This window comes from Vibrio aquaticus (assembly GCF_003970385.1).
GTDB lineage: Bacteria > Pseudomonadota > Gammaproteobacteria > Enterobacterales > Vibrionaceae > Vibrio > Vibrio aquaticus.
This window is the reverse complement of record NZ_RXZH01000006.1, coordinates 155761-168796: the sequence shown is the minus strand read 5'-3', so window position 1 is coordinate 168796 and position 13036 is coordinate 155761. Positions and strand designations below refer to the sequence as shown.

General features: G+C 46.2%; 9 protein-coding genes. All 9 read left to right on the top strand.

Going from position 1 to position 13036, the window contains the following annotated elements; genetic code table 11:
* The first annotated feature begins 55 nt into the window (after positions 1 to 55).
* The 9 genes from EJ063_RS14350 (at position 56) to EJ063_RS14310 (ending at position 13036) form a co-directional block, all read left to right on the top strand.
* Positions 56 to 1738: an ABC transporter substrate-binding protein gene (locus tag EJ063_RS14350; RefSeq protein WP_126575045.1), complete on the top strand. Its 1683-nt coding sequence runs from the start codon at positions 56 to 58 to the stop codon at positions 1736 to 1738.
* Positions 1739 to 1911: 173 nt separating this feature from the next.
* Positions 1912 to 2898 carry an ABC transporter permease gene (locus tag EJ063_RS14345; protein WP_126575044.1) on the top strand — a complete coding sequence of 329 codons (987 nt, stop codon included), beginning with the start codon at positions 1912 to 1914 and terminating at the stop codon, positions 2896 to 2898.
* Positions 2899 to 2900: 2 nt separating this feature from the next.
* A complete protein-coding gene (locus EJ063_RS14340; RefSeq protein ID WP_126575043.1) occupies positions 2901 to 3926 on the top strand; it encodes an ABC transporter permease in 1026 nt (341 codons plus the stop codon).
* 2 nt (positions 3927 to 3928) lie between these two features.
* The gene (locus EJ063_RS14335; RefSeq protein ID WP_126575042.1) at positions 3929 to 4912 is read left to right on the top strand and encodes an ABC transporter ATP-binding protein; all 984 of its coding nucleotides are present in this window, start codon (positions 3929 to 3931) and stop codon (positions 4910 to 4912) included.
* A gap of 42 nt (positions 4913 to 4954) precedes the next feature.
* A complete protein-coding gene (locus EJ063_RS14330) occupies positions 4955 to 5950 on the top strand; it encodes an ABC transporter ATP-binding protein (RefSeq protein ID WP_126575041.1) in 996 nt (331 codons plus the stop codon).
* Between the two features lie 72 nt (positions 5951 to 6022).
* Positions 6023 to 7744, top strand: coding sequence for a glycoside hydrolase family 9 protein (locus tag EJ063_RS14325; RefSeq protein WP_126575040.1), 1722 nt, complete (start codon positions 6023 to 6025; stop codon positions 7742 to 7744).
* A complete protein-coding gene (locus EJ063_RS14320; RefSeq protein WP_126575039.1) occupies positions 7744 to 8619 on the top strand; it encodes a glucosamine kinase nucleotide-binding domain-containing protein in 876 nt (291 codons plus the stop codon). The genes EJ063_RS14325 and EJ063_RS14320 overlap by 1 nt, the downstream gene beginning before the upstream one ends.
* 10 nt (positions 8620 to 8629) lie before the next feature.
* A complete protein-coding gene (locus EJ063_RS14315; protein ID WP_126575038.1) occupies positions 8630 to 10540 on the top strand; it encodes a beta-N-acetylhexosaminidase in 1911 nt (636 codons plus the stop codon).
* Positions 10541 to 10627: 87 nt separating this feature from the next.
* Positions 10628 to 13036: a glycoside hydrolase family 94 protein gene (locus EJ063_RS14310; RefSeq protein ID WP_126575037.1), complete on the top strand. Its 2409-nt coding sequence runs from the start codon at positions 10628 to 10630 to the stop codon at positions 13034 to 13036.

Below are 13036 nucleotides of genomic sequence, written 5' to 3'. Positions count from 1 at the left end.
ATTGATGACATTCCATCCATATAAGTGAAATGAAAGCAAATAGTAAGGAACAGCTATGCTTGCCAACATTAAAAAAACAGCACTAGCAACAGCGATTATTGCAACAGCAACAACAGGATTCACGTCTGTTGCAGCAGCAGCTGAGCGCAGTGAACTAACAGTACACCCTAAAGAGTTTACAACTTTCGTTCGTAACTTTAACCCGTATCTAGGTGCAACTAACCTTCATACAACAACGGACTTCATCTACGAGCCACTTGTTGTTTTCAACGAAATGCACGGCAACACACCTGTATTCCGTTTGGCTGAAAACTACAAGATGTCTGATGACCTAATGAGCGTGACTTTCGATATTCGTAAAGGCGTGAAATGGTCTGACGGCGAAACGTTCGATGCAAATGACGTTATTTTCTCTTTCAACCTAGTTAAAGAAAAGCCAGAGCTTGACCAAAGCGGTATCAACTCTTGGGTAACTTCTGTTGAGAAACTAAACGATTACCAAGTTAAGTTCCGTCTAACAGAAGCGAACTCTAACGTTCCTTACGAAATTGCACGAGTACCAGTTGTACCTGAGCACGTATGGAAAGATGTAAAAGATCCTGCAACTTTCACTAACGAAAACCCTGTAGGTTCAGGTCCATTTACTGAGATCGATACGTTTACAGCTCAGCTTTACATCCAGTGTGCTAACCCTAACTACTGGGATGCAGACAACCTAGACGTTGACTGTCTACGTGTTCCTCAGATTGCGAACAACGACCAATTCCTAGGTAAAGTTGTAAATGGCGAGATGGACTGGACTTCTTCATTCATTCCAGACATCGACCGTACATACGCTGCAGCAAGCCCTAATCACCAGTACTGGTACCCGCCAGCAGGTACTCAAGCGTTTGTTGTTAACTTCAAGCACCCAGAAGCAGTGAAGAACGAAGCGCTAACTAACGTAGACTTCCGTCGCGCATTCTCTATGGCGCTTGATCGTCAAACGATTATCGACATCGCATTCTACGGTGGCGGGACAGTGAACGACTTCGCATCTGGTCTAGGCTACGCATTTGAAGCTTGGTCTGATGAAAAGACTCACGACAAGTACAAAGGCTACAACACGTACAACGTTGAAGGTGCAAAAGCGCTACTTGAGAAAGCTGGCTTTAAAGATGTAAACAAAGATGGTTTCGTTGACACACCATCTGGTAAGTCATTCGAGCTTCTAATCCAATCTCCAAACGGTTGGACTGACTTCAACAACACAGTTCAACTAGCCGTTGAGCAACTTGCAGAAGTAGGCATCAAAGCGAAAGCTCGTACTCCAGATTTCTCTGTGTACAACCAAGCAATGCTTGAAGGTACGTACGACGTAGCTTACACAAACTACTTCCACGGTGCGGATCCATACACTTACTGGAACAGTGCTTATAACTCAGCACTACAGTCTGGTGAAGGTATGCCTCGCTTCGCAATGCACTACTACAAGAACGACAAGCTAGATGGTCTTCTAAACAGCTTCTACAAGACTGCTGATAAGAACGAGCAACTAGAAATCGCTCACGGCATCCAGCAAATCATCGCTGCTGACCAGGTAACTGTTCCTGTGATGTCTGGTGCTTACATGTTCCAATACAACACAACTCGCTTTACTGGTTGGTGGAACGAAGAAAATCCAAAAGGCCGTCCAAACATTTGGGCTGGTATCCCAGAGCGTCTACTACACGTACTGGACCTAAAACCAGTTAAATAAGTAGTTGTTCTATCTTGTGGCGCACTTCCTGTGCGCCACTCAATCCCCCACTCTATGAGTTATTTAAAATATGGCGCCAGTCGTCAGGGGATTATTCGCTCTAATTTTAAGTTTTCGCTAGGAGCGACCTGAAACCAGAAACAGGGAAAATCTGGGTGAGTAAGGTGTGAGTTATGGGTTATTTTTTAAGACGTTTGTCGTTCTATTTTGTCGCTTTGTTAGTTGCTGCGACACTAAACTTTATTATTCCTCGTGCAATGCCGGGTGATCCGGTGACCATGATGTTTGCGAACGCTTCGGTTCAGGTAACACCGGAACGTATTGCTGCTATGAAAGAGCTACTTGGCTTCGTTGATGGCGGTCTATTTACACAATATGTTGCCTACATGAAAAACATTCTTAGCTGGGAGCTAGGTACGTCAATCCAATTCTACCCATTGTCAGTGAATAAACTACTCGGTGGCGCATTTGGTTGGTCTCTATTCCTAGCAGGTTCTGCGGTTATCCTTTCTTTCTCTCTAGGTTCAATTTTAGGTATCTTCGCAGCATGGAAACGCGGCAGTAAGTACGATGCATTCGTGACGCCGGGCATGCTGATTATCCAAGCAGTACCTCAGGTTGTAATCGCAATGATGGCACTCTTTATCTTCGCTATCGGCTTAAAATGGTTCCCAACAGGCTACGCATACACTGCGGGCGTGACACCTGATTGGTTAAGCTGGGAATTCTACAAAGATGTGGCCTACCACGCTGTACTTCCTCTTTTCTGTGCCTCTATCATCCAAATCGGTGGCTTCTTGGTAAACATGCGTAACAACATGATCAACCTGCTAGCAGAAGATTACATCACGATGGCAAAAGGTAAGGGCCTAAGCGAAAACCGAGTGGTATTCAACTATGCGGCTCGTAACGCACTACTTCCAAGTGTGACTGCACTGTCAATGTCATTAGGTATGGCGATTGGTGGTCAGCTTATTATCGAAATCATCTTCAACTACCCAGGTCTTGGTACTGTACTACTGAATGCTATTCACGCTCGCGACTACCAGGTTCTTCAGGGCCAATTGATCATCATGACGCTATTCATGCTGTCGTTTAACCTTATTGCCGACATGCTTTACGTTGTTCTCGATCCTCGCCTTCGTAAGGGAGGGAAATAATTATGAAAGACCTATTTAAACTTATTCTTGGCAACGCTTACGCGTGTGTAGGATTAGTGATTGTTTCAATGTTCATTTTCATGGCAATTGCAGCTCCGCTTCTAACGAAACACGCACCAGACAAACGCACGGGTAACCCACATGAGTACCCAAGCTACATTGTTAAATCAGCACAAGCTAACCCTGATGGCTGGGTCGCAGAAAACTTAGCGACTGACCGCCGTACCATGATCATGTCTAAGAAAGCCGATCACGTACTAGGTACAAGTCGCATGGGGCGTGATATCTGGTCTCAGCTACTACATGGCGCACGTATTTCTCTAGGTGTGGGCTTTGGTGCAGGTTTGACAGTATGTTTCTTAGCAACCGTTATTGGTATCTCAGCAGGTTACTTCGGAGGCAGAGTTGATGACGTACTCACTGCTGCGATGAACATCATGCTGGTTATTCCTCAATATCCACTGCTTTTCGTACTAGCAGCCTTCATCGGTGAGGCAGGGCCACTCACCATTGCCATCATCATCGGCTGTACATCCTGGGCTTGGGGCGCAAGGGTAATACGCTCTCAAACACTTGCTCTACGTGAGAAAGAGTTTGTGAAAGCGGCAGAAGTTCTAGGCGAATCTTCATTCCGTATCATCTTTGTTGAGATTCTACCAAACCTAATCCCTATCGTTGGTGCGAGCTTCATCGGTTCGGTTATGTACGCAATTGGTATGGAATCTATCATCTCGTTCTTAGGTCTAGGCGACCCAAGCACAATCAGTTGGGGCATCATGCTTTACAACGTTCAAACTTCATCTGCGATGCTTATCGGCGCATGGTGGGAAGTGGTTGCACCTTGTTTAGCGTTAACCATCCTCGTTACTGGTCTTGCTCTACTTAACTTTGCTGTTGATGAAATTGCTAACCCGCAACTTCGTTCACACAAAGGTATGAAACGCTGGAAGAAACTGGCTGAAGAAGACAAGAAAGAACGTACCCCAGAAATGCCACCACAAAATGCACTTTGGAGCGGAGATAAATAATCATGACAGCACCACTCATTTCTATCCGCAACTTATGCGTTGACTATATTACAGAAGCGGGCGATGTCCGCGCCTGTAACAATGTAAGCTTTGATATTGCACCAGGTGAGGTCTTTGGCCTTGCCGGTGAGTCAGGGTGTGGTAAATCAACCGTCGCCTTCTCACTAATGCGCCTTCATAAGCCGCCAGCGTTTATCACCGGTGGTGAAGTAATCTTCAACGGTGAAGACATTCTAAAATACAGCGATGATCGCATGCAGGCGTTCCGCTGGAGCGAAATGTCGATGGTTTTCCAGAGTGCGATGAACGCCCTCAACCCAGTATTAACGATGGAAGATCAGTTCTGTGACGTAATCATGCGTCACACCAACATGACACGTGAACAGGCACGAAAGCGTGCTGAAGGTCTATTGGAAATCGTTGATATTCACCCAAGCCGTTTGCACGATTACCCTCACCAATTCTCTGGTGGTATGCGTCAGCGTCTGGTTATTGCTATTGCGTTAGCGCTTAACCCTAAAATGATCATCATGGATGAGCCAACAACGGCACTAGATGTGGTCGTGCAGCGTGAAATCCTACAAAAGATTTATGCGCTAAAAGAAGAGTTTGGCTTTTCTATCCTATTCATTACTCACGACCTTTCATTGATGGTCGAGTTCTCAGACCGCATCGGCATCATGTACTCTGGTGAATTGATTGAAGTAGCTCCATCAAAAGAGATCTTGGAAAGTCCTTTCCACCCATACACGAAAGGTTTGGGTAGTTCTTTCCCTCCATTAACAGGCCCTAAAACTAAGCTAACGGGTATTCCTGGTAACCCTCTAAACCTGTTAGAGGTACCTCAAGGCTGTCGTTTCCAAGCTCGCTGTGACCGCGTTCATGAAGCTTGTACTCGTATCCCAACCCAGCTAAGACAGATTGAGCCAAATCGTTTCTCAAACTGCCACCTATATGGTGAGCCAATCGCTCAAGCGAAGCTCTAGAAAGCGATTGAGAAATAATAAAAAAGATTACTGGAGACAATTATGAGCAAAGAATTTGGTGAGCTACTAGTCGAGGGAAAGAACCTAATTAAGGATTTCCCGATCAATAGTAATTCCTTACAACAACCTATGATGCGTGCAATCAATGACGTGTCTTTCAAAATGTATAAAAGTCGCGGCCTTGCTGTTGTGGGTGAGTCGGGTTCAGGCAAATCAACCACAGCAAAAATGATCGCAAAGATGTATGCACCTTCTGCAGGTACGATCGAGTATAAAGGTCGCGATATCCAAACGATCAACTCTCGTTCAGATCTAATGCACTACCGTGAAGGTGTTCAGATGGTATGGCAAGACCCATTCGGTTCGCTTAACCCAACTCATAACATCTTCCACCATATTTTGCGTCCGTTGCTGATCCACAAAAAAGTCGATCCTCGCAATAAGAAAGAGCAGGAAGAGCGCGTTTACGATCTACTAGAACAAGTAGGTTTGATCCCGCCAAAAGAGACAGCGCAGAAGTTCCCTCACCAACTTTCAGGTGGTCAACGTCAGCGTGTAAACCTTGCTCGTAACATCGCTGTTGGTGCTGAGGTTGTTCTAGCCGATGAGCCAACATCAATGCTAGACGTTTCAATCCGTGCAGGCGTATTAAACCTGATGGAAGAGATGAAGTTCGAGAAACAGATGTCTCTCCTTTACATCACGCACGATATCGCAACGGCTCGTTACATTGCTGAAGATCTTTCGGTTATGTATGTGGGGCATATGGTGGAATGGGGTGACACTGATGAGATTATTCATAACCCTCAGCACCCATATACACAATTGTTGGTATCTGCGGTACCGGATCCAAGTAAATCCATTCACGAGAAGCTAAAGGGTAACAAAGGGGAAATCCCTCTGTGGACTCCAGCCTCTGCGGGTTGTCCATTTGCAGGTCGCTGTCAGCATGCAACAGATAAGTGTCGTGAACAGTTGCCTGAAGTCACCCAGCTGTCTGACAACCACTTTGTTCGCTGTTACTTATACGAAAATTAATCTCGTCGCCAAGAGCTTCGGCTCTTGGCGATGTTACTAAAAACGATAATACCTAATTTTTCGGAGATTTTAATGCTGCTACTTACTAACCATATTGGTTATGAAGCCCTTGGGCCTAAGCAGGCTGTTTTGATGACTCGTAAGCCACGACTTTCGTCTACCACTGCGCTGTTAGTCTGTGCTGACAGTCATCAAACTGTAGCGTCTTTTGCTATCAATAAAGGTACAAAGGTCGCCAACTGGCACCAAGGGAATTTTTTTCGCATTGAATTCTCTCACTTTGAACAACTCGGTCGTTACTATCTAAAAGTTGATAACTTGCGCTCTGAAGTGTTCCAAATCGATCAAGGTTTACTGGTAAAACAGACCTTCTCTGATCTTCTTCACTACTTTAAATCTCAGCGTTGTGGTGGGAAATTTGATCAACAGGATCGTCAAGCTCCACTGTTGGGTTCAGAAAGAAAAGTGGATGTTCACGGCGGTTGGTACGATGCGTCCGGTGACGTCAGCAAATATTTAAGCCACCTCTCATACGGCAACTATCTTAACCCTCAGCAAATTCCAATGGTCGTTTGGAATATGCTTAAAGGCGCTGAGCTCATCGCTAATGATGAAAGTATTCCCCTCTTTTCAAAAGTCCGCTTAACAGAAGAAGCATTGTTTGGCGCTGATTTCTTAGTTCGCATGCAAGACGACGCTGGCTTTTTCTATATGACCGTTTTTGATAAATGGTCGAAAGACGTCAATCAGCGTGAGATTTGTGCTTACGCGACTCAAGAGGGATTAAAATCGGAAGACTACCAGGCTGGCTTTAGACAAGGCGGTGGTATTGCTATCGCCTCACTCGCGGCAGCGGCACGACAAGCAGAGCATGGCGAGTATCCGCAGTCCGACTACCTTGCAGCCGCAACCAAAGGTTACTGGCACCTTAAAGAGCACAATCATACTTATCTAAACGATGGTGAAGAGAACATTATTGATGAATATTGTGCTCTGCTCGCGGCCATCGAATTATACAAAAGCACCAACAACGAAGAATTCCTAACTGAGTGCCGCCTATGGAGTGACAAGCTCCAACAACGCCAGCGCTCGGACGACCACTTTAGTCATTTCTGGTCAGCAAACAGTGATGGTAGTCGTCCTTATTTTCACGCAGCTGAAGCGGGGCTTCCTGTGATTGCGTTGTGCGAATACCTTGCTATTGAGTCAGACAACACACTCTATGAACAAGCACGAACAACGGTTGCCCAAGCGGTTGAATTTGAGCTCAACATTACCGCAAAAGTCGCCAATCCATTTGGTTACCCTCGTCAATACGTAAAAGCGGTTGATAGCGATAAGCGAGATGCCTTCTTTGTCGCGCACAACAATGAGACAGGCTACTGGTGGCAGGGCGAAAATGCACGTCTAGGCTCTTTGAGCAGCATGGCTTTCTTTGCCCTACCATATCTTCAAGATACGCAATTAAAGCAACGTTTACTGAACTTCTCTCAAGACTGTCTCAACTGGGTCTTAGGTCTTAACCCTTATCATATGTGCATGCTTGATGGGCATGGTCACAATAACCCTGATTATCTTCCAGACCTTGGCTTCTTCAATGCTAAAGGCGGGATTTGTAACGGCATCACCGCGGGCTTTGAAGATGAAGATGACATTGCCTTTAATCCACCAGCACAAAAAGATGACATGTTGCAGAACTGGCGTTGGGGTGAGCAATGGATCCCACATGGCGCTTGGTACTTATTGGCCGTGCTCAATCACTCAACCCATTTTGCCTCACAAGGAGATAGATAATGTCTCACTATTTCGTTGGCATTGATGGCGGTGGTACTTCGTGTCGCGCACGCATCCGAACAGAAAACGGTCAATTGGTTGGGGAAGCGAAAAGTGGAAGTGCCAATATCTTACTCGGTATTGAAGTCGCGATGAGCTCTATCGTAGATGCTATTACGCAAGCCGCAAAACAAGGCAACTTAAGTGACGCCGACTTTTCAACCATGCATGTCGGCTTAGCGCTTGCAGGTGCAGAGCAGAAATCTGCATGGCAACAGTTTATGGCCCTCCCTCACCCTTTTGCTTCACTAGTGCTTAATACTGACGCGTACGGTGCGTGTGTAGGCGCTCACAATGGCGATGATGGCGCAATCATGATCGCAGGCACCGGGTCTTGTGGCATTTACTTAGCCAGCGGTACTCAACATGTAGTTGGAGGACGAGAGTTCCCGATTTCAGATCAAGGTGGTGGCGCAGTGATGGGGCTTAACCTCATTCAACAAGTTCTGCTCGCTCAAGATGAGATCATCGAAAAAACGCCTCTTTCAGAGCATGTGATGAGCCACTTTAACAACGATATCGACCGAATAGTTGAATGGTCTAAAACAGCCTTGCCTCGTGACTATGGTCAGTTCTCTCCCGCTATTTTCCAACATGCCGCTCAAGGAGATGCATTAGCGATCAAAATGCTGAAACAAACCGCTGCTGATATAGAGATGTTCTTAGTTGCATTAAACCGCAAAGGCGCATCACGAATCTGTCTCATGGGTAGCATTGCCGAACGCATCAAAGCTTGGCTATCACCACCGGTACAAACGTGGATCGTCGAACCACAATTTGATGCCATTGAAGGCGCTCTGATGTTTGCAGGCAAACCTGAGCACAATTTGTATTAAGGATAAAGCTATGAGCTACCGTGTTGAACTTGCTGTACTTTCTGAGCAAAAACAGTTTTGTCGTTTTGGTTTAACTCTGCATAACCTAAGTGATAAAGATCTCACCGACTGGCGTCTGCAGTTCATTGTTGACCGCTTTATTCAACCTGACAGCTTTACTCATGGTGACATCAAGCAAGTTGGTAGCTTTTGTACCCTATCTCCAGATATCGACTCTTTGCCAGCAAACCAGCACTATTACTGCGAATTTAGTATCAATACCGCCCCGCTTCGTTTCTATACCGATGGGCTAAAAGACGCGTTGCTAATAAGCAATAATGGCGCAGAACAACATCCTGTGACGCTGACTCCAATTGTGCTCGCTTCACCTTACCGAGAGCACAGTCAACTGCCAGAGGTAGAAGCTAACTCACTCGCATTGATTCCAAAACCGAATCGCATTGAACAATTTGAAGGGCACTTCAAACTGACGGCTTCCAGTCAAATCACGTTACAAGCCTCTCTTGCTGAAAAAGCAGCGACTTGGCTGCAGTTAGAGCTCCACCACCTCTATGACTTTACTGCTCAAACGATTGGTCAAAGCGACATTATTTACCGCAATAACCCGACATTAGATGAAGGTGAGTACCAACTGACAATCGGCGCTTCCGGTATTCGTCTTGAAGCTGGTTCTCGATCAGGTTTTGTTCACGCGACCGCAAGTCTCATTCAACTGATTCAATCAGACGATGAGAACAACCTGACCGCTCCTTATGTGAAGATTGTTGACCAGCCACGCTTTAAGTATCGAGGCATGATGCTCGATTGTGCTCGTCACTTTCATTCGGTTGATATGGTTAAGCGCCTCATCAATCAACTCGCTTATTACAAGTTCAACACGTTCCATTGGCACCTAACCGATGATGAAGGGTGGCGACTTGAGATCAAAGCGTTCCCAGAGCTCACCGCTATTGGCGGTTACCGTGGTACAGGCCATGCGATTGAACCCCAGTACAGTCATCTGGCGGCGACTTATGGTGGCTATTACAGCCAGGATGAAATCAAAGAAGTCATCGCATACGCTCAAGACCGTGGTATCAACGTCATTCCTGAAATTGATATTCCCGGTCATTGCCGCGCTGCTATCAAATCTTTGCCTGAGCTGCTTTGCGAGCCAGAGGATAAATCTCAATACCGCAGTATTCAGCACTACAACGACAACGTTCTTTCTCCTGCACTGCCTGGCACCTACCACTTCTTAGACAAAGTTTTAGAAGAAGTCGCAGAGCTATTCCCATCAGATTGGGTCCATATTGGCGCCGATGAAGTGCCTGATGGTGTCTGGCTAGAAAGCCCGGCCTGCCAAGCATTGATGAAAAAAGAGGGCTACCAAAGCACGAAAGAACTGCAAGGTCATCTACTGCGCTATGCAGAAAAGAAACTGCGTTCCTTGGGTAAGCGCATGGTCGGTTGGGAAGAAGCTCAACACGGTAATAAAGTCAGTAAGGACACCATTATCTATTCCTGGTTAAGCGAAGAAGCGGCTTTAAACTGTGCGAAGCAAGGGTTTGATGTGATTCTCCAACCCGGTCAATCAACCTATCTCGATATGACTCAAGATTACGCCCCAGAAGAGCCGGGCGTGGATTGGGCAGCCGTTATCCCTCTGGAAAGTGCTTACCGTTATGAGCCTTTGGCCGAAGTGCCAGATGCAGACCCTATTCGTAAACGAATTTTAGGCATTCAGTGTGCCTTATGGAGTGAGATTATCACGCACCAATCTCGCATGGATTACATGGTTTTCCCAAGATTAACCGCCATGGCAGAAGCCTGTTGGACAGAGAAATCTGAACGAGATTGGGAAGACTACCTCTCACGGTTAAAAAGTCATTTAGATCTACTCGACAGACAGCAGATTGAATATCGACAACCGTGGAAATAACAACAGCGCGAATGATGGTCATTCGCAGTTTTCACTAGCTTAAAGTTTTGGCTACCCCGCTGGTAGCTTGGTAAAAAGGAAATTAACATGAAATACGGCTATTTCGATAACGACAATCGCGAATACGTCATCACTCGCCCAGACGTACCTGCGCCATGGACTAACTACTTAGGCACAGAGAAATTCTGTACTGTTATCTCTCACAATGCTGGGGGCTACTCTTTCTATAATTCGCCAGAATATAACCGTGTTACTAAATTCCGTCCGAATGCGACATTCGACCGCCCTGGACATTACGTCTACCTGCGTGATGATGAAACGGGTGACTACTGGTCAATCTCATGGCAGCCAGTGGCAAAAAGCCTAGATGAAGCGAACTACGAAGTTCGTCATGGTCTTTCTTACTCGAAGTTCAAATGTGAATACAGCGGTATCACAGCAACCAAGACGCTATTCGTGCCAAAAGGCGAAGACGCAGAAGTGTGGGATGTTGTGATTAAGAATACGTCCGACAAACCACGTACTATTAGTGCATTCTCGTTTGTGGAGTTCTCATTCAGCCACATTCAATCAGATAACCAAAACCATCAGATGTCTCTTTACTCAGCAGGCACTGAGTACCGTGAAGGTGTGATCGAATACGATCTTTACTACAACACCAACGACTTCGAAGGCTTCTACTACCTTGCCTCGACATTCAGCCCAGATTCTTATGACGGTCAGCGCGACAGCTTCTTAGGCCTATACCGTGATGAAGCGAACCCAATCGCTGTAGAGCAAGGTAAGTGTTCAAACACTGCGCAAACTTGTTATAACCATTGTGGTTCACTACACAAGCAATTCACTATCCAGCCAGGTGAAGAAGTTCGCTTTGCTTACATTCTAGGTATCGGTAAAGGCAATGGTGAACGCCTGCGTGAGAAGTACCAAGATCTTGCTAATGTAGACGCAGCTTTTGCTGGTATCAAAGAACACTGGAACGAGCGCTGTGAAAAATTCCAAGTGAAGTCTCCAAATGAAGGTCTAGACACAATGATCAACGCTTGGACACTTTACCAAGCAGAAACCTGTGTCGTTTGGTCTCGTTTTGCATCGTTCATCGAAGTAGGCGGTCGTACTGGTCTTGGCTATCGTGATACGGCGCAAGATGCCATCTCAGTACCTCATGCGAACCCAGCAATGACTCGTAAGCGTATCGTTGACCTACTCCGTGGTCAGGTGAAAGCGGGTTACGGTCTTCACCTATTTGATCCAGATTGGTTCGATCCAGAGAAAGCGGATGTCGAGCCATCAAAATCTCCAACCGTTGTTCCTACACCATCAGACGATGACAAGATCCACGGCATTGAAGACACCTGTTCTGATGACCACCTATGGCTAGTACCGACTATCTGTAAGTACGTTATGGAAACAGGCGAGCACAGCTTCTTTGATGAAGTCATTCCATACGCAGACGGTGGTGATGCCTCTGTTTATGAACATATGAAAGCAGCGCTAGATTTCTCAGCTGAGTACGTAGGCCAAACAGGTATCTGTAAAGGCCTTCGCGCAGACTGGAACGACTGTCTAAATCTAGGTGGTGGTGAATCATCAATGGTTTCATTCCTCCATTTCTGGGCTCTACAAGAATTTATCGACCTCGCTAAGTTCCTTGGTAAAGACCAAGATGTCGCTAAGTACACTGAAATGGCAGCGAACGTTCGTGAAGCGTGTGAAAGTCACCTTTGGGATGATGAAGGTGGCTGGTACATCCGTGGTCTAACTAAAGATGGCGATAAAATCGGTACGGCGCAGCAAGCTGAAGGTCGAGTACACCTAGAGTCAAACACTCTAGCCGTTCTTTCTGGTGCGGTTTCTCAAGAGCGTGGCGAGAAAGCGATGGATGCAGTAGATGAGAACCTATTCTCTGAATACGGCCTGCACCTAAACTCTCCATCATTCGCAACGCCAAACGATGATATCGGTTTCGTGACTCGCGTATATCAAGGCGTGAAAGAGAACGGCGCTATCTTCTCACACCCTAATCCGTGGGCATGGGTAGCGGAAGCGAAGCTTGGCCGTGGTGATCGTGCAATGAAGTTCTACGATGCACTTAACCCATATAATCAAAATGACATCATCGAAAAACGTATTGCAGAACCATACTCATACGTTCAGTTCATCATGGGGCGCGATCACCAAGATCACGGCCGTGCAAATCACCCTTGGCTAACGGGAACATCTGGCTGGGCATACTTTGCGGTAACGAACTTTATCCTTGGTGTACGTACAGGTTTTGATGGTCTAACGATTGATCCATGTATCCCAACGGATTGGCCTAGTTTCGAAGTAACTCGTCAATGGCTAGGCGCGACTTACAACATCAAAGTTGAAAACCCAAGCTCAGTGAGCAAAGGCGTTAAATCAATCACTGTTAACGGTGAGCTAATCACTGGTAACGCAGTTCCAGTTCAAGCTGATGGCAGCGTCAACGACGTAGTTGTTGTACTCGGTTAA

What these genes read in the sequence shown, in the direction of transcription:
- EJ063_RS14350 (WP_126575045.1), top strand. Translation starts at nt 56, where the DNA reads ATGCTTGCCAACATTAAAAAAACAGCACTAGCAACAGCGATTATTGCA.
- EJ063_RS14345 (WP_126575044.1), top strand. Translation starts at nt 1,912, where the DNA reads ATGGGTTATTTTTTAAGACGTTTGTCGTTCTATTTTGTCGCTTTGTTA.
- EJ063_RS14340 (WP_126575043.1), top strand. Translation starts at nt 2,901, where the DNA reads ATGAAAGACCTATTTAAACTTATTCTTGGCAACGCTTACGCGTGTGTA.
- EJ063_RS14335 (WP_126575042.1), top strand. Translation starts at nt 3,929, where the DNA reads ATGACAGCACCACTCATTTCTATCCGCAACTTATGCGTTGACTATATT.
- EJ063_RS14330 (WP_126575041.1), top strand. Translation starts at nt 4,955, where the DNA reads ATGAGCAAAGAATTTGGTGAGCTACTAGTCGAGGGAAAGAACCTAATT.
- EJ063_RS14325 (WP_126575040.1), top strand. Translation starts at nt 6,023, where the DNA reads ATGCTGCTACTTACTAACCATATTGGTTATGAAGCCCTTGGGCCTAAG.
- EJ063_RS14320 (WP_126575039.1), top strand. Translation starts at nt 7,744, where the DNA reads ATGTCTCACTATTTCGTTGGCATTGATGGCGGTGGTACTTCGTGTCGC.
- EJ063_RS14315 (WP_126575038.1), top strand. Translation starts at nt 8,630, where the DNA reads ATGAGCTACCGTGTTGAACTTGCTGTACTTTCTGAGCAAAAACAGTTT.
- EJ063_RS14310 (WP_126575037.1), top strand. Translation starts at nt 10,628, where the DNA reads ATGAAATACGGCTATTTCGATAACGACAATCGCGAATACGTCATCACT.